General features: G+C 64.1%; 15 protein-coding genes. 8 read left to right on the forward strand and 7 right to left on the reverse strand.

Annotation, left to right across the window (positions count from 1 at the left end):
* Window positions 1–127: 127 nt before the first annotated feature.
* Window positions 128–1,006 carry an alpha/beta hydrolase family protein gene (locus ABD842_RS19525; RefSeq protein ID WP_345117569.1) on the reverse strand — a complete coding sequence of 293 codons (879 nt, stop codon included), beginning with the start codon at window positions 1,004–1,006 and terminating at the stop codon, window positions 128–130.
* Between the two features lie 247 nt (window positions 1,007–1,253).
* Here ABD842_RS19525 and ABD842_RS19530 point away from each other — a divergent pair, with 247 nt between their 5' ends.
* A complete protein-coding gene (locus tag ABD842_RS19530; RefSeq protein WP_345117571.1) occupies window positions 1,254–2,234 on the forward strand; it encodes a polyprenyl synthetase family protein in 981 nt (326 codons plus the stop codon).
* 126 nt (window positions 2,235–2,360) lie between these two features.
* Here ABD842_RS19530 and ABD842_RS19535 read toward each other — a convergent pair whose 3' ends face one another.
* Complete coding sequence (locus tag ABD842_RS19535; protein ID WP_345117573.1) at window positions 2,361–3,128, reverse strand: TerC family protein; 768 nt, start codon at window positions 3,126–3,128, stop codon at window positions 2,361–2,363.
* Between the two features lie 94 nt (window positions 3,129–3,222).
* Entirely contained in the window at window positions 3,223–3,534 is a 312-nt protein-coding gene (locus tag ABD842_RS19540; protein WP_345117575.1) for a hypothetical protein, read from the reverse strand.
* A 157-nt stretch (window positions 3,535–3,691) separates the two neighbouring features.
* On the opposite strand from ABD842_RS19540, the gene ABD842_RS19545 reads away from it, so the two are divergent.
* Window positions 3,692–5,113, forward strand: coding sequence for a cytochrome P450 (locus ABD842_RS19545; protein ID WP_345117577.1), 1,422 nt, complete (start codon window positions 3,692–3,694; stop codon window positions 5,111–5,113).
* Between the two features lie 208 nt (window positions 5,114–5,321).
* On the opposite strand, the gene ABD842_RS19550 is transcribed toward ABD842_RS19545, so the two are convergent.
* The gene (locus ABD842_RS19550) at window positions 5,322–6,641 is read right to left on the reverse strand and encodes a peroxiredoxin family protein (protein WP_345117579.1); all 1,320 of its coding nucleotides are present in this window, start codon (window positions 6,639–6,641) and stop codon (window positions 5,322–5,324) included.
* Window positions 6,642–6,799: 158 nt separating this feature from the next.
* Here ABD842_RS19550 and ABD842_RS19555 point away from each other — a divergent pair, with 158 nt between their 5' ends.
* The 3 genes from ABD842_RS19555 (at window position 6,800) to ABD842_RS19565 (ending at window position 12,907) form a co-directional block, all read left to right on the forward strand.
* Window positions 6,800–9,082, forward strand: coding sequence for an aconitate hydratase (locus tag ABD842_RS19555; RefSeq protein WP_345117581.1), 2,283 nt, complete (start codon window positions 6,800–6,802; stop codon window positions 9,080–9,082).
* 181 nt (window positions 9,083–9,263) lie between these two features.
* Window positions 9,264–12,101: an MSEP-CTERM sorting domain-containing protein gene (locus ABD842_RS19560; protein ID WP_345117583.1), complete on the forward strand. Its 2,838-nt coding sequence runs from the start codon at window positions 9,264–9,266 to the stop codon at window positions 12,099–12,101.
* Window positions 12,102–12,226: 125 nt separating this feature from the next.
* Window positions 12,227–12,907, forward strand: a complete 681-nt coding sequence (locus tag ABD842_RS19565) for a TIGR02117 family protein (RefSeq protein WP_345117585.1) — start codon at window positions 12,227–12,229, stop codon at window positions 12,905–12,907.
* 120 nt (window positions 12,908–13,027) lie between these two features.
* Here the strand turns inward: ABD842_RS19565 and ABD842_RS19570 are convergent, their stop codons facing one another.
* The gene (locus ABD842_RS19570; RefSeq protein WP_345117587.1) at window positions 13,028–13,285 is read right to left on the reverse strand and encodes a hypothetical protein; all 258 of its coding nucleotides are present in this window, start codon (window positions 13,283–13,285) and stop codon (window positions 13,028–13,030) included.
* A gap of 213 nt (window positions 13,286–13,498) precedes the next feature.
* Between ABD842_RS19570 and ABD842_RS19575 the strand changes: the two genes are divergently transcribed.
* Both ABD842_RS19575 and ABD842_RS19580 read left to right on the forward strand, forming a co-directional pair.
* Entirely contained in the window at window positions 13,499–13,981 is a 483-nt protein-coding gene (locus ABD842_RS19575; protein WP_345117589.1) for a LexA family protein, read from the forward strand.
* Between the two features lie 5 nt (window positions 13,982–13,986).
* Window positions 13,987–15,291: a Y-family DNA polymerase gene (locus ABD842_RS19580; protein ID WP_345117591.1), complete on the forward strand. Its 1,305-nt coding sequence runs from the start codon at window positions 13,987–13,989 to the stop codon at window positions 15,289–15,291.
* A gap of 85 nt (window positions 15,292–15,376) precedes the next feature.
* Here the strand turns inward: ABD842_RS19580 and ABD842_RS19585 are convergent, their stop codons facing one another.
* Entirely contained in the window at window positions 15,377–17,764 is a 2,388-nt protein-coding gene (locus ABD842_RS19585; protein WP_345117593.1) for a T9SS type A sorting domain-containing protein, read from the reverse strand.
* Between the two features lie 297 nt (window positions 17,765–18,061).
* Complete coding sequence (locus ABD842_RS19590) at window positions 18,062–20,881, reverse strand: S8 family peptidase (protein WP_345117595.1); 2,820 nt, start codon at window positions 20,879–20,881, stop codon at window positions 18,062–18,064.
* Window positions 20,882–21,021: 140 nt separating this feature from the next.
* Between ABD842_RS19590 and paaN the strand changes: the two genes are divergently transcribed.
* Complete coding sequence (gene paaN / locus ABD842_RS19595; RefSeq protein ID WP_345117597.1) at window positions 21,022–22,686, forward strand: phenylacetic acid degradation protein PaaN; 1,665 nt, start codon at window positions 21,022–21,024, stop codon at window positions 22,684–22,686.
* Window positions 22,687–22,768: the final 82 nt, after the last annotated feature.

The raw sequence follows: 22,768 nt of genomic DNA on the forward strand, positions 1-22,768 counted from the left end.
GCGAAGGGGAAAAGCGCTGTCAGGTTTTGGAGCTTATTTTTCCTTTTCCAAAAAATATGCTCCAAAACCTGCGGCTTATTTTTTGGAAAAGGAAAAATAAGCCGCAAGAATAATCTAGCGGGTGTTTCTAGCTCTCAACGACCAGCACCCGCCGCAAAAACTCCGCCGTGGCCTCGGCGACTTCCCGCGACTCGGCCGGCAGCTCGTCGGACTGCCAGGGGTGGGCGCCGCCGAAGTTGTGGGTCACGTTGGGCAGAATAAGCAGCTCGGCCTCGGGGCGCAGGGCGTGCAGCTCGTGGGCCCGGGCCAGGGGCACGGTTTCGTCCTGGTCGCCGTGGGTGATGAGCAGGGGCTGGCGCAGCTTGCGGCGCAGGTTGTGCGCAATGTCGAGGCGCAGGCGGTGGCGGTGGTAGTCTTCCACAATCTGAAAGCAGAGCGGCAGCTGCTGCTTGGTGCGGCTGTTTTCGACGTGGTACACGCCCTGCTGCTGCCAGTGGGCCATCAGCTCCGCCGTCCAGCCCGGGTTCACGTTGCTGATGGCGGCCCAGGTGACCACGGCCCGCACCCGCGGGTCCTCGGCCGCCTTGAGCAGCACCAGCCCGCCGCCCCGGCTGTGGCCGATAAGGGCCAGGCGGGTCAGGTCCAGCTCGGCGGCCGGCAGCTCCGGCCGGCCCTGGTCCAGCGCGTCGAGCAGGGTGCCGATGTCGTTCAGCTCCAGGCTGAAGTTGTTCTGGCCGAAGGCTTCAAGGTCTTCCAAATCGCCGGTGCCGCCGGGCACGAGGCCGTTGTGCGACAGGTTGAGCTTCACAAACACGAAGCCCCGGGCGGCAAACCAGTCGGCCAGCACGTTGAAGTGGCCCCAGTCCTTGAAGCCCTTGAAGCCGTGCACGAACACCACCACGGGCTTGGGCTGGCCGTCGGCCACGTAGCGGGCATCGGCGGCGAAAGACCGGCCGTGGTGGGGCGAGGTCAGCAGGAAGTCGAAGCGGACGGGCTGGGCCGGCATAAAGATGCGTTAGAGGGTGTAGAGACGCATGTTCGCGTCTCGGCGTTGAACGGTGCGGGGCCGCATCGTTCGGGCATCGCCGTTCAGCGGCGAGACGCAAATATGCGCCTCTAGCTCTTAATGTACGCCGTCAAAACCCGCGGACCCCGCCGGTGGTTAGGAAACCGCCGGACGGCCGCGTATCATTGTGGCGCTTTGAGCTGCCCGGCGCGGCCCTGAGGCCACTTTGAGTCGCGCAAGCCCCCGCATGAAAAGTACCCTGGATGTAATACAGGCCCCGATAGCGGCCGAGATGGAACAATTTGAGCGCAAGTTCCGGGCTTCCATGCAAACCAAGGTGCTGCTGCTCGATAAGATCATGGGCTACATCGTGAAGCGCAAGGGCAAGCAGATCCGGCCCATGTTCGTGTTCTTCACGGCCAAAATCAGCGGCGGCGACCCGCTGCCCGAAGCCACCTTCCGCGGCGCGGCCCTGATCGAGCTGCTGCACACGGCCACGCTCGTGCACGACGACGTGGTGGACGAATCCAACTACCGCCGGGGCTTCTTTTCCATCAATGCCCTCTGGAAAAACAAGATTGCCGTGCTCGTGGGCGACTACCTGCTCAGCAAGGGCCTGCTGCTGAGCCTGGAGCACGACGACTACGACCTGCTCAAAATCGTGAGCAACGCGGTGCGTGAGCTGAGCGAGGGGGAGCTGCTGCAGATTGAAAAGGCCCGCCGCCTCGACATCACCGAGGACGTGTACTTCGACATTATCCGCCAGAAAACGGCGTCGCTGATTGCCTCCTGCTGCGCCGTGGGGGCCGCCTCGGCCGGCGCCGACCAGGAAACCATCGAGCGGGCCCGGCTTTTCGGCGAGAAGGTGGGCATGGCCTTCCAGATCAAGGACGACCTGTTCGACTTCGGCACCGACGAAATCGGCAAGCCCGTGGGCATCGACATCAAGGAGAAGAAGATGACGCTGCCGCTCATCTACGCCCTGCAGCAGGCCGACTGGCTGACCAAGCGCCGCATCATCTACAACGTGAAAAACAACGACGGCCGCAAGGACCGCGTGCAGGCCGTCATTGAGTTCGTGAAGCAGTCCGGCGGCCTCGACTACGCCATTCAGACCATGAAAAACTACCGCGACGAGGCGCTGACGCTGCTGCGCACCTTCCCCGATTCGCCCTCGCGCCACTCGCTGGAGCAGCTGATCAACTACACTATCGAGCGGGAGAAGTAGGCTTCGGGTGCCGGCTCTGCCCGGTTCTGCGCCGGTACAGCAGCACCGAGCTCCGCACAAAAGGCCACCCGGAAGGTGGCCTTTGGGCTGGGATGGCAGAGGGGCGGCCTGGCGCTGGGCCGCGGGTTAAAGCCGGAAGTTCTGGTGGCGGGGCTTGTTGAACAGCCAGGACGACAGCAGCGGCACCAGAAACACGCCCACGGTCACGACGGTGAGGCCAACTTCGGCGGCGTGGCTGCCCAGAAACACGCTGAACGGGTGCGTCGGCGCAAAGTGCTCCACCAGCGACAGCGTCAGCTTCAGCCCCAGGATGCCGATGACGACAAAGGCGGCCACCTCCAGAAACGGGTAGCGGGCCATGAGCAGCACGAAAGCCTGGGCCACGAGCCGCATGGCCAGAATGCCGATAAAGACGCCCACGCAGATCAGAATCAGGTTGTCGGTGAAGGCCACGACGGCAAACACGTTGTCGATGGAGAAGGCCAGGTCCATGAGCTCAATCAGCGCCACGGTGGCCCAGAACTGCCCGAACAGGCCCAGCGTGTGGCGGTAAACCCAGCTTTTCTCCTTCACAATCTCGTCGTGCTCCGGGGCGGCGCGGGACTTGAAGTGGTCGTAGACGAGGTAGAGCAGGTAGAGGCCGCCCAGGGGCTTGAGAAACCAGAACTCGATGAGGTAGGAGGCAAACAGGATGCACAGGCCCCGAAACAGGTAAGCCCCGAAGATGCCGTAGCGCAGGGCGCGCTTGCGCTGCTCCCGGGGCAGGTCGCCGACCATGGTGGCCAGCACGGCCGCGTTGTCGACGGAAAGCAGGCTTTCGATGATGACCAGGTTGCCCACAATGGCCAGGGAGGCCGCCGGGTTGTCAAGAATTTGCTGAAGAGCTGGGTACATAATCCGGCGCAAGTTACGGAAAGTGGCCGTGGGGAGTAAAAAATAGGGCCAGTATGCTACTGACCCCACTACATGGCAACGCGTTTGGAGTCGGCTAGCCTTCCTGCCCGGCTACCTGGTAGGCCACGCTTTCGGCTTTCACCTCCGAGACGTCGAACATCACCCCATCGAAGGTGCTCTTGACGGTGATTTCGTGGGTCATCTCGCAGCCGGGGCACTTGATTTCTTCCTTCTCGAATTGCCCGTCGTCTTCCATGGAGTTGGCCAGATGGTCGGGTGCCGGAATTCCGATCAGGTCGGTGAAGACTTCGGTCTGGCACTGGTTGCACTCAAACTTAAGACCGACGGTACGGCCCTGCAGCTCGTCGAGGGGGGCGGGGGCGTTGGGTTTCTGCTGAATCCACATGGCAAAGAAGGGTTTGGGGTTGGGAAGAGGCGGAACGGGCGCGGGCCGAAGCCCTGACCGCTTTACGAGCAGGTTTTGAAAAAAGATGAGCCGGCCCCCGGCGGGTTGGGGCCGAGCGGGTTACTTTTGGGCCTGCCCCGCAACTACGCCCGTTTTTATGGCTGACTCTTCGCCCTCTACCGTTCCGGCGCGCCTGCCCCGGGTGCCGCGCTGGCAGTCGGTGCTCCGCTCGCTGGCCCTGGCCAAAGACCCGCTGCCGGTGCTCGAAGCCACGCTCCGCCGCTTCGGCGACACGGTGCAGCTCTACATCGGCGGGGTGCAGAAGTCCATCCTGACCCAGGACCCCGGCCTGATCCAGCACATTCTGCAGAAAAACCACCGTAACTACGCCAAGTCGAAGTTTACCCAGGGCTTTGCCCGCTACGTGGGCCACGGCCTGCTCACCAACGAGGGGCCCGACTGGCTGCGGCAGCGCCGCCTGATTCAGCCCGGCTTCCACCGCCAGCGCGTGGCCGGCCTCACCGGGCTGATGCAGGAAATCATTCGGGAAACCCTGGCCCCGCTGACCAGCCAGGCGGCGGCCGCCGGGGGAGAGGTGAGCGTGCCGGCCCACGCGCTGATGACCCGGCTCACCTTCCGCATCATTGCCCGCTCGGTGTTCAGCTCCAACTTTGCCGCCGCCGAGCTGGATCGGGTAGCCGGGCTGATAACCGAGATTCAGGCCTTTTACGTGCGCACCATCCGCCAGCCCTACCTCACGCCCTGGCTGCGGCTCCGCGGCCGCTTCCGCTACCACGACCAGCTCACGGCCGAGCTGCGCGCGCTGCTCGGCGGCTACATTGCCCAGCGCCGCCAGGCCAACGACGCCCCCAATGCCCCCGCGCGCCCCGACGACCTGCTGCAGATGCTGCTCGACGTGCGCTACGAGGATACCGGTCAGCCCATGAGCACGGCCCAGGTGCTCGACGAAGCCCTGATCCTGCTCATTGCCGGCCACGAAACCAGCGCCAACGCCCTGAGCTGGCTGCTCTACCTGCTGGCCCAGCACCCCGGAGAGGCCGCAGCCATTCGCGCCGAAACCGCCGCCGTGCTGGCGGCCCGCCCGCCGGCGTTGGCGGCTGCGCCCTTCTCCTTCGAGGAGCTGCCGCGCCTGAGCCGGGCCCTTTACGCGGTGCAGGAAGCCATGCGCCTGTACCCGCCCGCCTGGATGGTAGACCGCGTTGCGCTGGCCGACGACGAGTACCAGGGCCTGCCCATTCCCAAAGGCACGCTGTTTTCGCTCTATATCTACGGCCTGCACCACGACGCCAAGTACTGGCCGGCGCCGGCCGAATTCCGGCCGCTGCGCTTCGCCCCGGGCCAGCCGCCGCTGGTGCCGGCGGCCTACGCGCCCTTCGGCGGCGGCCCGCGCCTGTGCATCGGTATGCAGTTCGCCCTCACCGAGATGCAGCTCGTGACCCTGGAATTGCTGCGTCAGTTTGAGGTGGAGCTGGCGGCCGGCCAGCCGCCCGTGCTTACCCAGCCGCTGATTACGCTGCGCCCGAAAGGGGATTTTGAGCTGACGCTGCGGCTGCGCTAGGTCAATAAAAAACGTCCGTCATCCTGAACGGCGCGAAGCAGAGGGAAGGACCTTCCTCCGCGTTATTGCTGAACCTGGTTCAAAACCCAAAGCCCTTTACCTGGCGAGGTAAAGGGCTTTGGACATTTAATAGCGTGGGCAGAGGCAAAGAGGAAAGTCCTTTGCAGGCTCCGGATGGCAGCCGGGGAAAATACGGGCTGCTGTGTAGCTACTCCGCCAGCAGCTTGTCCACCGTCTGGTTGAAGTCGGCCATTTCCGCCTCGTAGTACTTGCCGGTGCCGGGGCCCGAGAAGCCCGTGTGAATCTTGCGCACCTCGCCCTTCTTGTCGAGGAAGATGGTGGTGGGGAAAGCCAGCACCTGGGCCAGCTGCGGCAGCGACTTGGCGGCGGCTTCCTTGTCGGCAATGCCGGCCACGGCCAGATCGTAGCCGATGTTCATGCGCTGCTTCATCTTGAGCAGCTTCTGCGCGGCCAGCTTCTGGTCGGCGGTCCGCTCGTAGCCCAGGCCGATGACTTCCACGCCCCGGCTCTTGTTTTTCTCGTACCAGGGGGCCAGGAAGTTGGTTTCGTCCATGCAGTTGGGGCACCAGGAGCCCAGAATCTGGATGACCACGACTTTGCCCCGGTACTTGGGGTCGGAAGGGGAGATGCTGCCGCCTTCGAAGATGTTGGGGAACTTGAAGTCGAGCTTTTTCTGGCCGGGCTTCATGCCGGTCAGGGCGTTGGCATCGGGCAGCTTGGCGGTGGGGTCGCGCACGGCAGTCCAGGTTTCGTGGCCGCTTTTGCCGGAGTAGAAGTCGCCGAACAAGGTATTAGGGGCGTACTCCTTCGTAATATCGATGGGCTCTTTCGGTCCGTTGTGGGCCGTGAAGAGGAAACCGTGGCTGCCGTCGAACGTGCTGACTTTCAAATTGGCGCCATCCACTTGCCCGGCCAGATAGCGGTAGTCGCCGGTCGTGGTCAGAAAAGTGCCGGTTACGTCGGTACCGGTTTGCTTGAAGATGCCGACAGCCGGATAGGTTTCGCCATCGTCGCCTTTGAACGTTACTTTCCAGGTACCATCAAACGACAGGGCTTTGCGGGCAGCAGCTACTGCAAACAACTGCTGCTCCCCCTTCGTAGCCGCAAACGGCACCCGGTACGGCTCCTTGCCGTCGTACTTCACCCAAGAGCCTTTCAGCTTGTCTTCCCCATCGGCCCGCACCACCAGCGCGGCGTCGAACACGCCCAAACGAATCGTAGTGGAGTCGCCGGCCGAGGTGATTTCGTCGAGCTTGAGGCGCTCCTCGCCGTTGCGCAGCGTTACGGTGGGCTTGCCGCCGGCCGTGGCTACGTCGAACAGGAACGGGATTTCCTGGCCCTGGGCCGACAGCACCCCGCGCCAGGTGCCGTCCGTCAGCGTGGCGGGAGCGGTGGCCGCGTCGGCGGTGGCGGCGGCTTCGGGCTTCTTATCGGACTGGCAGGCGCCCAGGGCCAGCGTGAGGCTCAGGCCGGCCAGCACGGGGCGCAGGGAAGGGGAGTAGGTCATGGAAAAGCAGGAAGGTAATTCGGGGCTAAACTACCACGTCCGGCACTTAGTTTAATAGCCTGACCCGGCAGATAAATTTTGGCTGGCGCAACGGGAGGCACCTATATTTGCGTAACTGCTCCCAAGAGCCTTCCTATTTCACTTTTTCCCTTCTGACTATGGCGTTTGACTTAGAAATGATTCAGGCCGTGTATGCCGGTATGGGCCAGCGGATTGAAGCTGCCCGTGCTGCCGTTGGCCGCCCGCTCACGCTGACCGAGAAAATCCTGTACGCCCACTTGTATGGCGGCACCGTAACTCAGTCCTTCGAGCGGGGCGTTTCCTACGTCGATTTTGCCCCCGACCGCGTCGCCATGCAGGATGCCACCGCCCAGATGGCGCTGCTGCAATTCATGCAGGCCGGCAAGCCCCAGGCCGCCGTGCCCAGCACCGTGCACTGCGACCACCTCATCCAGGCCCGCGACGGGGCCAGCGAGGACCTGGCCGTGGCCAACGACGAAAACCGCGAAGTATATGATTTCCTGGCGTCGGTTTCCAATAAGTACGGCATCGGCTTCTGGAAGCCCGGCGCCGGTATCATTCACCAGGTGGTGCTCGAAAACTACGCCTTCCCCGGCGGCATGATGATCGGCACCGACTCGCATACGCCCAACGCCGGCGGTCTGGGCATGATTGCCATCGGCGTAGGCGGCGCCGATGCCGTCGACGTGATGGCCGGCATGGCCTGGGAGCTGAAGTTTCCGAAAGTAATCGGCGTGAAGCTGACCGGCAAGCTCTCGGGCTGGGCCTCGGCCAAGGACGTGATCCTGAAAGTAGCCGGCATCCTGACCGTGAAAGGTGGCACCGGTGCTATTGTCGAGTACTTCGGCGAAGGCGCCAACAACCTCTCGGCCACCGGCAAAGGCACCATCTGCAACATGGGCGCCGAAATCGGGGCTACCACCTCGGTGTTCAGCTACGACGAGAAGATGGGCGACTACCTGCGCGGCACCAGCCGGGCCGAAATTGCCGAAGCTGCCGCCGCCGTGGCCCACCACCTGCGCGCCGATGACGAGGTGTATGCCGACCCCGCCAAGTTCTACGACCAGCTCATCGAAATCAACCTCTCCGAGCTCGAGCCCTACGTGAACGGCCCGTTCACCCCGGACGCGGCCTGGCCGATTTCGCAGTTTGCCGCCGCCGTCAAGGAGCACGGCTGGCCCGAGAAGCTGGAAGTAGGCCTGATCGGCTCGTGTACCAACTCCAGCTACGAGGACATCACCCGCGCCGCTTCCATTGCCAAGCAGGCCGTAACCAAAGGCCTGACGGTCAACGCCGAGTTCACCGTAACGCCCGGCTCGGAGCTGGTGCGCTACACCGTGGAGCGCGACGGGCTGCTCGACACCTTCGCCCAGATGGGCGGCGTGGTGCTGGCCAACGCCTGCGGTCCGTGCATCGGGCAGTGGGCCCGCCACACCGACGACCCCAAGCGCCGCAACTCCATTATCACCTCGTTCAACCGCAACTTCGCCAAGCGCAACGACGGCAACCCGAACACCCACGCGTTTGTGGCCTCGCCCGAAATCGTGACGGCCTTCGCTATTGCCGGCGATTTGACTTTCAACCCGCTGACTGACACGCTGACCGACAAAAACGGCCAGCAGGTGAAGTTCGACGAGCCCCAGGGCGTGGAGATGCCCCCCCGCGGCTACGCCGTGGAAGACGCCGGCTACCAGGCGCCCGCCGCCGACAGCCGCGCCGTGCAGGTGCTCGTGGCCGAAACCTCCGACCGTCTGCAGCTGCTTGAGCCCTTCAAGGCCTGGGAAGGCACCGACCTGACCGGGCTGCGCCTGCTCATCAAGGCCCAGGGCAAGTGCACCACCGACCACATTTCGATGGCCGGTCCGTGGCTCAAGTACCGCGGCCACCTCGACAACATCTCCAACAACATGCTTATCGGGGCGACCAACGCCTTCAACGGCGAGGCCAACTCGGTGAAGGATGGCATGACCCAGGGCACCCCCTACAACACGGTGCCGCAGGTAGCGCGCAACTACAAGGGCCAGGGCATCGGCTCGGTCGTAATCGGGGATGAGAACTACGGGGAAGGCTCGTCGCGGGAGCACGCCGCCATGGAGCCCCGCCACCTCGGCGTGCGCGCCATCATCGTGAAGAGCTTCGCGCGGATTCACGAAACCAACCTCAAGAAGCAGGGCATGCTCGGCCTGACCTTCGCCAACAAGAACGACTACGACCTGATTGAGGAGGACGACGTCATCGACCTCATCGGCCTGACCTCGTTTGCCCCCGGCGTTCCGCTGCAGGCCCGCCTGCACCACGCCGACGGCGACACGGACCTCATCACGCTCAATCACACCTACAACCAGGGCCAGATTGAGTGGTTTAAGGCTGGTTCTGCTTTGAACCTGATCCGGTTGAAGGAAGCGGGTCTGGCAGTATAAGTACTGCGCTGAGTCCGATTAACGCCTGTGAAAACGGCCACTCCAGCTTCTGGGGTGGCCGTTTCTTTATAGTGAGCTACACTAGCTCGAAAATAAACTTTGCAATTCAAAGTTCTTTGATATACGTTTGTTCGGCCCAAGCACAACGCTTGGGAGCCTGACTTTATTCGGCCCTTATCTGATGCGCAACCTGCTCACTGCCAAGTGGATTATTCTGCTCAATACGCTGCCTGTTCTGCTGCTGCTGGGCTTGTGCTACGCTGAGTTTGGCGTAATCCAGAGTCTGCTGCCGCCGGCCGGCGTGGTGCTGTGGAGCCGGTTTGGGCTGGCTCTCGGCGCGCTGGCGTTGCTCACGCTGGGCCACGGGCTGTGGCAGCTGAGGCGGGGCCGGCCGCTGGGGGCCACCTACGGGCTCGGGGCTCTGCTGGCTTACGTGGTTTATCTGTACCTGGCCCTGTACTGGGGCGCGGACCTGGTGCCACGGGCCATTCCGGCCTGGATGCTGCCCACGCCGCCGGTGTTCTACCTGCTCACGCTGCTGATGCCCACGCTGGCCCACGCCATGTTTGTGCTCATTGCCCGCCTTACTCCCGAGGAGCAGCCCCACTCGGTGGCGGTGAATCTGGGCCTGGCGCTGGTGGTGCCGCTGGGGTGGCTGCTGCTGATTCAGGTGCCGGGCTGGTTCTGGCAGCCGGCGTATTCGCCCTTCTGGGAGCAGCTCTGGGGCGTCATGTACGTAGCAGGAGCCCTGCTGTTCCTGTTTTTTGTCACCCGGGTCGTCTACATCATCGGCCTGAAAAAGCCCGGGGAGTGGGGCGAGTTTGGCCTTGTCTGGAAGGCCGTCATCACCCTCGTGCTGCCGCTGCTGGGGCTGGCCGTCAACAGCGGGCTGTTTCTGAATAAATTCTCCGCCGAGGACCACGGCATTTTCGGCAACTTCAGCAGCCCGTGGTTCTACGGGCTGGCGGCGTTGAACGGCCTGCTCCTGTGCCTGCCCAACAGCACAGACCGGCGGTGGCGGCTGGTGCAGTACCTGAGCCGCAGCGCGCTGTTTGGCTACACGTTTTACTTCTTTATTGTTTTCCTGCCGTTTCTGCCCTTGTCGGTTATCGCCATCATTGCCGTTGGCGTAGGCTTTCTGATGCTGGCCCCCTTGCTGCTGCTCATGGTTCACCTGCGGGAGCTGACCACCGACTACGAGGCCCTGCGCGCGTTTTACTCCCCGCGGGTGCTGGTGGCAGGCTTTCTGGCGGGCTGGGCCGTGCTGCCGCTCTACATTACGGCCGCCTACCTGCACCGCCGCGCTACTCTGCACGCGGCGCTGGACTACGTCTACAATCCCGACTACTCCAAAAGCTACCACCTTGATGCCCAGACCCTGGCCGGCACGCTGCGGGTGGTAAAGCAGCACAAGGAGCGTAGTGCCGAGTTTATGGCCAGCCACCTGCCCTACCTTTCCACCTACTTCAACTGGCTGGTGCTCGACAACCTGACGCTGTCGGACGCGAAAATCAGTACGCTGGAACAGATTTTTCTGGGGGAAGCGCAGGCGGAGAGCGGGCCGCGCCGCCGCTGGGCTGCCGATCCTACGCCGCCGCCTACTACCGTCCGGCTGCGCCGCCTGAGTAGCTCCAGCACGTTCGATTCGGGGCAGCAGGCCTGGGTGAGCTGGGTGAACCTGGACGTGGCCAACACCGACACCACCCAGCGGGCCGCCGAGTACGTTACCACGCTGCCGCTGCCCGTCGGCTGCTGGGTAGGCAACTATTACCTGAACATCGGGGCGCGGCGGGAGAAGGGTATCCTGGCCGAGCAGAAGGCGGCCGCCTGGGTGTTTGCCCAGATTGTGAATGAGAACAGCTCCCGCGACCCGGGCCTGCTGGCCTACGACGGACCCAGCCGCGTGAAGCTGAAGGTGTACCCGGTGGCGGGCCGCCAAGTGCGACGCACCGGCATTCAGCTCCTGCACAAGGAACCCTTCGTGCTCACCGTTGATGGGCTGCGCGTGGTGCTGGGCGACACCACCCAGGCCCGGCCGGCCGGACCGGTAGCCACGCCCGGGCGGGAGGTGGCCTACCTGAGCGCCGCCGCCAAAAAGCAGCTGCCTTTGGTGCAGCGCCAGCCCTACTACCATTTCCTGCTCGATGTATCGGCGCGCAAAGGGGCCCGGAAATCAGATTTCCGCCGGCGGGTGCTTGCCCGGCTTAGCCGTGCGTCAGCCTTGGGCCAGCCCCGGTTTAGTCTGGTAAATACGTATGCTGCCACCCTGCCGGCCGGCGCCGACTGGCAGAAGTCTTTGGCGGAAGCTACCAACGCCGGCGGGTTTTATCTTGAGCGCGCCATTCGCCAAACCCTGGTGGAGGCTCGCCAAAACCCAACGCCCACGTATCCTGTGCTCATAGTCGTGACCGACAGCCTGCGCAAGGCCGTGCTGCCCGCGGATTTCGCCGATTTGAGCAGCGCCTATCCGGAAAGTGAGCTATTCTACGCCCTGACGCCGGACGGCAGGTTGAGCCCCCACTCGTTGCGCACAGACCCAACAAATGAGGTGCGTAGTACGCCGGACCCAGGGATGCCTGTATCCGTGCGGGCCTGGCCGGATGCGACCCGCCCGCTGGCTTATCTGCCGGATAACGAGCTGGCCGATATCGTGTTGAAGCGGTCCGGCAGGGACCTGCCCGCCGCCGAAATCATCCAGGGCCGCTGGCAAACCGGCCTGCTGCTGCAGGGGCAGCAGCAGTGGCAGGTGCTGCACCCCGAGGCTACCGATGCCCAGCGGGTGCCCTTTATCCGGACCAGCTTCCGGGCCGGCATCATGACGCCTTTCACGGCGTATCTGGCCCTGGAAAATGACGCCCAGAAAGCGGCCCTGCACCGCAAGCAGGAGCAGGTACTCGCCGGCAAGGCCGCCCTGGATGTAGCCGAGCAAACCACCGAAGTCCCCATCGACGAAGGCGCGCTGCTGCTGCTGCTGGCCGGCGCAGGGCTGGGACTGGCCCTGCTGCGGCGGGGGAGCTGAACAGGATTCAGGGCTGGATTCTGCGGTTGCCACCCTGGGCAGACACCCTGAATTCCGGCTTTCGGTCGCCGAATCCGTATGAGGGCATATTTCGGGCACGCAGCCCGAGGGCATTCATGCGAAATATGCTTCGGAAAGTAGTTAAGGGCGCCGCCTACGCGGTAGGAGGAATTGTTGGAGTGGCGGCCGTGTACGGAATAGCGTCCTTCGGTTTGTCGCGCATTGCGGTGGGCAGCCGCAGCCAGCCCAGCCCCCAGGCCATTGAGGCGTATCTGCTGTCGAACGGTGTGCATACCGACATCGTGCTGCCCGTGCGCACCAGCCACCTCGACTGGAGCCAGACCATACCCTACGCCCACACGCCCGCCGCCGACACGACCATGCGCTACGTGGGCTTCGGCTGGGGCGACAAGGGCTTTTACCTCGACACGCCGACCTGGTCGCAGCTCAAGGCCAGCACGGCGTTCAAAGCCATGTTCTGGCTGGGCACCTCGGCCATGCACATCACCTTTCACCACCAGCCCTCGGAAGGCCCCAACTGCGTCAAGATCTACCTGACGCCGGCCGAGTACGGCCGCCTGGTCGGCTACATCAAAGGCAGCTTCGACTACGATGCCGCGGGGCAGGTGCAGAATATTGGCGGGCACCACTACGGCCGCTACGACACGTTCTACGAGGCCCGGCGCACCTACAACCTGTTTTATACCTGCAACACCTGGGCGAATGATGCGCTGAAAATCAGCGGGCAGAAAGCCAGCTTCTGGACGCCCACCGATTCGGGTATTCTGCACCACTACGGCCGTTAGCAGCTCTCGTACCGGTTGTCCAGCCGCTTCGGGCCGGCGGCAGCGGGCAACAAAAAGCCCGGCCGTTGGCGCTACGGGCGCCAAACAGCCGGGAAAAAGGATGGAGGATAAGTCAGTCCGCTAGTTCAGCCACACGTCGACCACCGGGGCAAAGCGGCGCTGGGCAAAAGCGCCGTAGGGCCGCTCGGCATAAAAGCCCAGCACGTGGACCTGGGTTTCGCCGGTGCGGGCGTTGCGGCGGCACTCTACCGGGTACACCTGACCCTGGGCGGGCCAGTCGCCGATGTGGTCGGTGGGGCGTTTGGTGGCATCGATGCAGCGGGCGTACTGCTGTACGGGGAGGGGAAAAGGAAGCTTGGTCTTCTTCGTTCTGCGCATATCCAAAGATACTGATATTACCGGTTAACTAAAAAAATTAGCCGAAAAAATATTTCAATAGAATTGGGCTTTGAAGGGGCTTTAATCCGGAATTAATCAGAAATAATTGCCTTTCGCCGCAAGCCGCAGGAACTTTTCCGGCCGGCTAAAAAACCAATTTACTAAAAAATGTAGTAAATAGCAGCGGCGGGTTACTATTCCTGCTGGCTGCGCATGAGCGAACTGGTTTTCTATTCCCCCGTCAAGTCGTCCCAACTGACTAAGCTGCCCGTGTTTACCTGCCCGGTGCCCGCGGGCTTTCCTTCGCCTGCCGACGGACAGGCCGACGAAATGCTGGACCTGCACCAGTACCTGTTTAAGCAGCCTGCCTCCACCTTCATGGCCCGGGTTACCGGGGAGTCGATGCTGGGCGCGGGTATTCATCCCGACGATTTTATCGTGGTCAACCGCGCCATTACCCCTCTCGACGGGCATGTAGTGGTAGCCGTGGTAGATGGTGAGCATACCGTGAAGCGCCTGCGGCAGGAGCCGGGCCGCACCTGGCTCGAAGCCGCCAACGACCTCGACCCGCCCCTGGAACTGCACGAGGACTGCGACCTGCGCATCTGGGGCGTAGTTACCCACGTGATTCACCCGTTGTTCAAGAAGCGCGCCGGGGCCGCCTGGCCCGGCCGCTCACCGCGCCCGACGGCGTAGCGCCCATGTACGCACTGGTCGACTGCAACAACTTCTACGTGTCCTGTGAGCGGGTTTTTCAGCCCCAGCTCGAAGGCCAGCCCGGCGTGGTGCTCAGCAACAACGACGGCTGCCTGATTTCGCGCTCCGACGAGGCCAAGGCACTGGGCCTGGAAATGGGGGCGCCCTACCACCTGGTCCGGGCCCAGCTACAGGCCCAGGGCGTGTGGGTGCGGTCCTCCAACTACGCGCTGTACGGCGACCTGTCGCGGCGGGTGGTGGAGGTGCTGGGGCTGTTTACGCCCGATGTGGAGGTGTACTCCATCGACGAAGCCTTTCTGGACTTGGCCGGCCTGGGCTATATCGTGCCGGACCTGGAGGCGTACGCCGCCCGGATCCGGGCTACGGTGCAGCAGTACGTGGGCATTCCGACCTGCGTGGGCGTGGCTCCTACCAAAACGCTGGCTAAGCTAGCCAACCGCCTGGCCCGGCGCACCGGCACCCGGGTGATGGTGCTGGCTACGGCCGCCGAGCAGCAGCTGGCCCTGGCCGCCACGCCCAGTGGCAGCGTGTGGGGCATCGGCCGGCGCTACGCCAGGAAGCTGCTGGAGGCTGATGTGCATACCGCCGCCGACCTGGCCGCGCAGCCCGAAGCCTGGGTGCGGCGGCACCTGGGCGGAGTGGTCGGCGTGCGCCTGTGGCAGGAGCTGCGGGGCCGGCCCTGCCTGGGCTTTGCGGGGCCGGAGTGGGACGACGACGGGCAGCTGCTGCCGGCCCGGAGTGCCAAGCACACCATCACCTGCACCCGCTCTTTTGGCCGCCCGCAGCAGGAGCTGGAGCCGCTGCGGGAGGCCGTAGCCACTTTCGTGGCCCGGGCGGCCGAAAAGCTGCGCCGGCAGGATGGGGCAGCCAATATGCTGACCGTGCTGCTCGGCACCCGGGGCCCGACGGCGACGGCCCGGTCAACCACCCACACCGCCGTGCTGGCCCTGCCGGATGCTACCAGCAGCACGCCCGAGCTGACCCGCGTTGCCTGGCAGGGCCTGCAGCAGCTCTGGCGGGCCAATACCAGCTACTACCGGGCCGGGGTGCTGCTGGGCGGACTGGAGCCGGCCGGGCAGCCCCAGCTGAGCTTGTTTGGCCCCACGCCCGAAGCGCAGGCCCGGCAACAGCACCTGATGACCGCGCTGGATATCGTAAACAAGCGCTTTGGCAGAGATGCCGTGCGCTGCGCGGCCACCGGGCAAAAAAAGCCAGCCTGGAGCGGGCGGGCCGCCTTCCGCTCGGCCCAGTTTACCACCAGCTGGCCCCAGCTCTGGACGGTAGCCTAAGTAAAGCGAACAAAGGAAAAGCCGGTTGGCCGCCCCGATAAGGCAGCCAACCGGCTTAGCATGGAAGAAGGACCCTACGGGCTGCCTACTTTGTCACAACTACCTTGTGCTGGTAAATTCCTTGGGCAGTTGGCACCTTGAGAAGGTAGAGTCCTGCCGCCAGAGAGTATACGTTCAGCGTGGCCTGCCGCTGCGCTGCGGGTACCTGCCAGGTGCGCACCGTCTGGCCCTGCAGGTTGACCAGGGAAGCCGTCAAAGAAACGGCGGAAGCGGGCAGGTCAATGGTGAGCCGGTCCCGGACTGGATTGGGATAAGCGGCCAGGGGCAGCAAGGCAGTACCCGGTCGGGTGGCCGTCAACCCAGGATTAATAAGGCGGGCCAGGCCAATACGCGGCTGTCCGGCAACTGAGCGGAACGCGCCAAATACCAGAATCTTGCCGTCGGCGGGCTGCAAGGCTACGCCGTTGACAAAGTCGTCGCCGCCGAAAATAGCGGAGGGGATTGATACGGGCACAAACGTATTGTCTACGCTGCCATTGGTGTTCAGGCGGGCCAGGGCGGTAGCCGCACCATTGCCGCTGGTAACCAGAATGCGGCCATCGGGCTGTACCAGACGCAATACGTAGCCGGCCGTCAACCCACTGAGGCTGGCGTCGTTGCTGCCGTCACTGTTGAGCCGCACGATGCCAAAAGGAGTGGCCTGACCATTGAAGCTGACGAAGCCGCCACCAAGCAGCAGCTTGCCATCGGGCTGGGCCAGGACTGAAAAGAAGGAATTGGCGCTGGCACCCGTGCCCACGGCAAAAGTGTTGTCCAGGGTGCCATCGGCATTGAGGCGGATCAGCCGGGTGCCAACGGCAGCCCCGGTGCCGGTTTCCTGGTAAGCAACGACAATCTTGCCGCTGCCCTGAACGGTGGCGCTGATTACGTTGCGGGGCTGGGTGCTGGCGGGCGGGGTAAAGGAGTTGTCGAGCGCGCCATCGGCATTGAGGCGGACAATGCCGTTGCGGGCCGCGCCGCCGAAGGTGGTAAAGTTACCATAAGCCAGCACTCGCCCATCGGGCTGCACTACCACATTCTGTATGGGCAACGGACCGGTGGTAGAGCCGAATAGCGGGCCCGCAAAAGAATTATCGAAGGCTCCCGAAGGCAACAGGCGCACGAGCTGGAGCTGGGTGCCGGCATTGCCTAGGGAGTAGAAGCTGCCATCGGGCTGCGCACCGAGGAAAATATTGTAGATATTAGTATACGTCTGGTCCAGCGTGCCATCGGTGTTCAGCCGGCGTACTGGTCCGGCCGGCAGAACGGTACCGTTAAATTCCGTGAAAGTTCCGCTGATCAGAATTTTTCCGTTGGTCAGGGGCATAGTGGCCGCAAGAGTGCCCCGGGGCTGTGCCAGCGCCGTAAAAGACGCATCATTGGTCCCCGCCGCAGTGATGCGGGCCAGCGCGCTCTTGGCCAGGCCATCGTAGAGGAGAAAGCCGCCCGCGAGCAGAAACTGGCCGCTGCCCACCTGAGTAATGGTGCTTACCGAGCCGGTGCCCGCGCCGGTGCCGTTGTTGAAGGACGCATCCACGGTCCCATTTTCAAAAATCCGGGCCACTTGGTTGCGGGGCTGCCCGTTGTACTGGGTGAAGTTGCCACTAGCCAGGATGCTGCCGTTGAACTGCGCCCCCCCGTTGGTCTGAATCAGTAAGCTAAGGACCTGATTGTTGAAGCCGGCACCCGCAGTGAAGGAGGCGTCTGACGTGCCATTTGAGAGCAAGCGAACTATGCGGCCTACTGTCTGGCCGTTGAAAGTGGTGAAAGCCCCACCCACCACCACTTTGCCATCGGCCTGGACGGCAAAAGCGCGTACCGAACCATTGGTGCCCGCGCCCGTAGCGAAGCTGGCATCGGTGCTGCCGTTGGCATTGAGCCGCACCAGGTTGCCCACGGCTTGCCCGTTGAACGTGCTGAACATCCCGCCGACCAGGATTTTGCCGTCAGGCTGAATGACGATGCTGCGCACGAAAGAGCCGGGAGAGTCGGCGCCCGTGCCCGGGCTGAAGGAAGTGTCGAGCGTTCCATTGGCGTTGAGGCGGAGGATACCGCCGTCCGCGATGCCGGTTTCCAGGTTAGAACCACTGCCCACCAGGATTTTGCCATCTGCCTGCAAGGCCATGGAGCCAATCTGGCGCCGGGCCGTGATGCCCGTCGGGGTAAAGCTGGCATCCAGCGTGCCATCCGCATTGAGGCGGGCCACTGTGAGCCGGGGCGTGTTGTTGTAGGTGGTGAAGCCGCCGCCGATCAGGATTTTGCCGTCGGGCTGCAACAGCAGCGCCGCCACAAAGCCGTTGGCCCCCACGCCGCCGGCATTGAAGCTGACATCGGTGGAGCCATCCGGGTTTAGGCGCTGGATCTTGCCAGAGAGCGTGCCATTCAGGAAGTCGAAGCCCCCGGCTACGAGCACTTTGCCATCGGGCTGGACCACGGTCAGCTGCGGCCCCCCTTGAATAAAGGGAGCCGGCGCAGCCTTTAGTACGGTAGCCTGGAAGCTGGGGTCCAGGGTTTGGGCCGGCGCAGCCACCAAACTACCGAGCCAAAGGAAGCCGCCTAGCAGCAAGCGACGAGTAAATAATTTTGCCATGTTGGTAGATGAAAATTGGTGAGAAAAGAAGAAAAAATTGTCTGGTGTAAATATATAAGAAAGACGGAGTTTCTTATGCAACTGCCGGCTCAAAACCAGCTGACCGGAAACGGCCGAACAGCATCGGACTGCATGGCGCGGCTACCGCTGTACCAGCACCGGGCGGGCCTGCACGCCGGCGGCGCTCCATAGCTGCACGAGGTAGATACCTGCCGGCTGGCTGCTCAGATCGAGAATGATGACGGGAGTGGTCTGCCGTTGCGTCAGCACAACCTGCCCCAGCATGTTCAGAACCCGGATTTCCTGGCCCCCGAATTCCAGGGGTACTTCCACCCGCAGGCGGCCGGTAGTAGGGTTGGGGTACAGCTGCCAGCTGGTGAAGCGGGCCGCCGGCCGGGCAGGCAAAACGGTGTTGTAGCGGATCTGGGCGGCATCGGCGGCAGCCTGCAGGGCGGGCAGGGTGGCCGCGCCCAGCACGGCAAAGGCCACAGTAACCGAGTCGCCGGGAGCCAGTCGGAGGCGGGCGGCGCCCACTACCTGCGACACATCGGTGCCATTGGGCAGGCCAGTGGCGCTTTGCCGGGCCTTGCTGCTCAGGGTCAGGAATTTTTCGGCGGCGCTAAAGCCATTGCCCAGATACACCGGGGCGCTGTTGGGCGCATTGTTGTTGATGGAATAACAGCTTGGCGTGCCACCGGCCAGCAGCTTTACGCCCGCGTACACCGTGGGGGCTGCGGGCGTGTAGGCGTAGCCCAGGGCCCGCACCGAGTCCCAGGCCGCGGCATTGCGGTTGGCATCGGGCGAAATGTCCCAGTCCATAAACAGGCCCGCGTACAGGGGCTTGAGCGTATCGGCGGTCAGGTTGCGGAGCTGGTATTCCACCACCACGTAGTCGCGGTGGGGGGCGTCGGACCAGGCGTAGGCCCGCTGGCGGACGCGCACTCCCACGGTGCGGCCTTTGGTCAGGGTAGGCAGCGAGTCCTGAAACAACCCCGCGGCTTCCTGGGGAGCCCGTAGCGGCTGCCGGCGCAGCGCCACCTGGCTGAGGGCATAAAAGTCGTTGTCGGCTACGTACCGCTCGTTGCGCACCCGGTCCGAAACCCGGGCGGGCGTGGTGGCCACCATCAGCCCGCCTTCGTAGAGCAGCCCGGGGCTGCCCTTGTAAGTCACGCTTTCCCCGCGGCCGGAGTTCAGCCCGTCGGAGCCCAGGTTGCCGCGGCTGGTGAGCGTCAGGTGCAGGTCGTTGGCGTCGAGCACCACGTAGTCGGGGTTCAGCGTCAGGGTCAGAAACTGGTCGGTCTGGTAGCCGTTGTCGGCCGTGAAGCGGTAGCGCAGGGTAGCGTGGGTGTTGATGGGTACCGCCGCGGCCACTGCCAGCCGGAACGGCGCGGCCAGGTTGCTGGTCCGGGCCAGCGTCGCCAGGGCGCCCACGCTAAAGGTGCCCTGCAGCACCGTCACGTGGGGCGAAAGCGAGGTGAGGGTCAGCGTGAGGCCGGTAATGGGCTGGAGCAGATTCTCTACTTCGGTCGTCAGGCTGAGCTGGTCGCCGGGCAGGTACACGGTCCGGCCGGGGCTGAGGGTGCTGGCAATGATGCGGGCCTCGCGCCGGTCGGTAAGGCGCACGGCCCGGCTCACGTTGAGGCGGCCCGAGCCGAGCTTGCCGGCCAGGCCCGCGTTGCCGGGCAGGGCGTCGATATTGTCGGCACTCTGGCGCAGCTGGGCCGCTACCTGGTCGGCGGTGAACAGCGGGAAGCGGCTGCGCACCAGCGCGGCGGCCCCGGCTACCAGCGGGGCGGCAAACGACGAGCCGGTGACGGCCACGTAGTCGCTGTTCGTGTCGCCCCACACGGTCAGGATACTCTCGCCCGGCGCCGACACCGACACGTGGGTGCTGTAGGTGGCAAAGCCGGCCTTGGTGTCGTTTGGGGCCAGGGCCGCCACCGATACCACGTGGTCGTAGCTGGCGGGGTAAAAGTCCAGCTCGGCATTGGTATTGCCGGCGGCAGCTACCACCACCGCGTTGCGGTTGACGGCGGCGTAGGTGATGACGTCCTGCTCAAACTGGGAATAGCGGCCTGCGTCGCCCCAGGACAGGTTGATAACCTGGCAGCCGTGGTCGGCGGCGTACACGATGGCCTCGAAGCCGGCAAAGCGGCCGGTGGCGGTGTTGGGGTAGATTTTCAGGGGCAGGTACTTGCACCGGAAGCCCACGCCGGCAATGCCCTTGCCGTTGTCGGCCTGGCCCACGGCGCAGCCGCTGACCAGGATGCCGTGAATGGGCTGAAACACGGCCGGGTTGGTGGAGGCGTCGTTGTCGTTGTCGGCCACGTCCCAGCCGCGGAAGTTGTCGGTGTAGCCGTCGTTGTCGTTGTCGACGCCGTCGATGGGGTCGGCGTAGTTCTTCTTAAGCTGATTGATCAGGTCTTCGTGGCCGTAGCGCGTGCCCGTGTCGGTGATGCCGATAATTATGCTGGTGTCGCCCTTAGTCACGTCCCAGGCCCCGTAGGCGCGGATGTTCTTCAGGTAAAACTGCCCGGCGGCGTTGGTCGAGTCGGCCAGCGGGTCGTTGGGCTGGTAGAGCGGGGCGCGGTAGTACAGCGGCTCGGCGTACTCCACGGTGCCCGTCAACAGCAGGGCCCGGCCGGCTTTTTCCGGGGAACTACCTGGGGCCAGCTCAATCTGGTACACCAGCCGCAGCTCGACCGAGCCCGGCAGCTCGGTGCTGGCGGGCCGGGCCCGGGGAAACTTCTGCCGCAGCCGGGTCGCGCCCAGCCGCTGCAGGGCGGCCGCCAGGGCGGGCACCGTAATCTGGTCGGCCGAGGCCTGGGTGCGGAATTCGGGCTTCAGCTTGAAAACCAGCGTCCCCGGCATTGCGGTGGTGCCGGCAGTGGGCTGGGAAAAGCCCGGCGCCGGGCCCAGCAGCAGGCAGCAGGCAAGAACAAAGCGTACCAGTAACTTCATGGCCGGGCAGATTCGGTGGGTGTGGGGTAGGTACGTAAATTTAAGCCCGCCGGGCCGCACTTCCGGCGCCGGGCCGCGTACTTTCTGCTGAACCCGCGTAAAACCTCCTCCAACCTTTCCGCCCTCGTTTTCAAGATCCTATGCTCGAAACCATTCAGCGCCACCAGGCTGCCCTCGACACGGCCATCAAAGCCCTGCACGGCCGCACGTTCTACGCCGCCTTCCCCGAAAATCCGGCACCCGAAATCTACGGGGCCGATGCCGACCGGCTGGGCCGCGAGGCCTTCGACGCGCTGCGCCACCAGCGGTTTGCCGAGCTGCGCCAGCCGAACCCCGAGCAGTGGGTGGGGCAGGAGGAGTCGCCCTACGAGCAGCAGCCCTTGGGCGTGAAATATCCGTTTTTCAGCCCCGAAACGCTGGTGCAGCGGGCCCAGGGCAGCTTCGACGCCTGGCGCCGGCTCAAGCCTGCCCAGCGGGCCGCCCTGCTCACCGAGGCGCTGGACGGCATGCGCAGCCGCTTTTTCGAAATTGCCTACGCCACCATGCACACCACCGGGCAGTCGTACCTGATGTCGTTTCAGGCCTCCGGGCCGCACGCCGCCGACCGGGCCCTGGAGGCCATTGCCGCCGGCTACGAGGAGCAGACCCGCTTTCCGGAGGAAACCACCTGGGAAAAGCCCATGGGCAAGTACAACCTGACGCTGCGCAAAACCTGGCGGGCCGTGCCCAAGGGCGTGGCGCTGGTGGTGGGCTGCTCCACGTTTCCGACCTGGAACACCGTGCCGGGCATGTTTGCCAGCCTGGTTACCGGCAACCCGGTCATCATCAAGCCCCACCCCAAAGCCGTGCTGCCCATTGCCCTGGTGGTGGCCGAGGTGCAGAAGGTGCTGGCCGAGCACGGCCTGAGCCCCGATATCTGCCAGCTGGCCGTCGACGCCGACGACCGGCTGATTGCCGGGGAGCTGGCCGAAAATCCGGCCGTAAAGCTGATTGACTACACCGGCGGCAGCCACTTCGGTGAGTACCTCGAAGGGCTGAAGGGCAAAACCGTCTTCACCGAGAAAACCGGCGTCAACAGCATCATCCTCGACTCCTGCGCCGACCTGGACAAGGTGGCCCAGAACCTGGCGTTTTCGGTGAGTTTGTACTCGGGGCAGATGTGCACCGCGCCCCAGAACTTCTTTGTGCCCGTGGCCGGCGTGCGGGTGGGCGAGGCGCTGGTACCTTACGAAGAGGTGGTGCAGAAGCTGGCCGAGGCCGTCCGCGGGCTGGTAGCCAACCCCAAAGTGGGCCCCCACATTGTGGGGGCGCTGCAGAGCCCGGCTACCCACGAGCGGGTGCAGGGCCTGGCTTTCGTCGGCGGCCGCACGGTGCTGGCCCCCGGCGCGGTGGCGCACCCGCAGTTTGCCCAGGCCCGCACCTGCTCGCCCACCATCCACGAAATCGACGCGGCCCGCATCGAGCAGTTCAGCCAGGAGCTGTTCGGCCCCATCATGCTCATCATCAAAACCCGGGACACGGCCGAAAGCATTCACCTGGCGGCCCACCTGGCCCGCGAATTCGGCGCCATCAGCTGCGGGGCCTACACCACCGATGCCCGGGTAAAGGAGCAGATCATGGATGAAATGAGCCTGGCCGGCACGCCGGTGAGCTTCAACCTGACCGGCAATATCTACGTGAATCAGAATGCCGGCTTCTCCGACTTCCACGTGACGGGCGGCAACCCGGCCGGCAACGCCAGCTTTACCAATCCCGAATTTGTGATTAAGCGCTTCACCTGGGTGGGCTTCCGCGAGCCGGTCTGACAAGATTACTGCGGCCGTACTCTGCGGCTCCAACGACAACGCCCCGGCTTTTTGCAAAGTCGGGGCGTTGTCGTTGGGGGGA

Source organism: Hymenobacter algoricola (genome assembly GCF_039539525.1).
GTDB classification, from domain to species: Bacteria; Bacteroidota; Bacteroidia; order Cytophagales; family Hymenobacteraceae; genus Hymenobacter; species Hymenobacter algoricola.

Excerpts from the sequence above, each read along its gene's own strand:
- ABD842_RS19525 (WP_345117569.1), bottom strand. The coding sequence starts at position 1,006 with ATGCCGGCCCAGCCCGTCCGCTTCGACTTCCTGCTGACCTCGCCCCAC.
- ABD842_RS19530 (WP_345117571.1), top strand. The coding sequence starts at position 1,254 with ATGAAAAGTACCCTGGATGTAATACAGGCCCCGATAGCGGCCGAGATG.
- ABD842_RS19535 (WP_345117573.1), bottom strand. The coding sequence starts at position 3,128 with ATGTACCCAGCTCTTCAGCAAATTCTTGACAACCCGGCGGCCTCCCTG.
- ABD842_RS19540 (WP_345117575.1), bottom strand. The coding sequence starts at position 3,534 with ATGTGGATTCAGCAGAAACCCAACGCCCCCGCCCCCCTCGACGAGCTG.
- ABD842_RS19545 (WP_345117577.1), top strand. The coding sequence starts at position 3,692 with ATGGCTGACTCTTCGCCCTCTACCGTTCCGGCGCGCCTGCCCCGGGTG.
- ABD842_RS19550 (WP_345117579.1), bottom strand. The coding sequence starts at position 6,641 with ATGACCTACTCCCCTTCCCTGCGCCCCGTGCTGGCCGGCCTGAGCCTC.
- ABD842_RS19555 (WP_345117581.1), top strand. The coding sequence starts at position 6,800 with ATGGCGTTTGACTTAGAAATGATTCAGGCCGTGTATGCCGGTATGGGC.
- ABD842_RS19560 (WP_345117583.1), top strand. The coding sequence starts at position 9,264 with ATGCGCAACCTGCTCACTGCCAAGTGGATTATTCTGCTCAATACGCTG.
- ABD842_RS19565 (WP_345117585.1), top strand. The coding sequence starts at position 12,227 with ATGCTTCGGAAAGTAGTTAAGGGCGCCGCCTACGCGGTAGGAGGAATT.
- ABD842_RS19570 (WP_345117587.1), bottom strand. The coding sequence starts at position 13,285 with ATGCGCAGAACGAAGAAGACCAAGCTTCCTTTTCCCCTCCCCGTACAG.
- ABD842_RS19575 (WP_345117589.1), top strand. The coding sequence starts at position 13,499 with ATGAGCGAACTGGTTTTCTATTCCCCCGTCAAGTCGTCCCAACTGACT.
- ABD842_RS19580 (WP_345117591.1), top strand. The coding sequence starts at position 13,987 with ATGTACGCACTGGTCGACTGCAACAACTTCTACGTGTCCTGTGAGCGG.
- ABD842_RS19590 (WP_345117595.1), bottom strand. The coding sequence starts at position 20,881 with ATGAAGTTACTGGTACGCTTTGTTCTTGCCTGCTGCCTGCTGCTGGGC.
- paaN (WP_345117597.1), top strand. The coding sequence starts at position 21,022 with ATGCTCGAAACCATTCAGCGCCACCAGGCTGCCCTCGACACGGCCATC.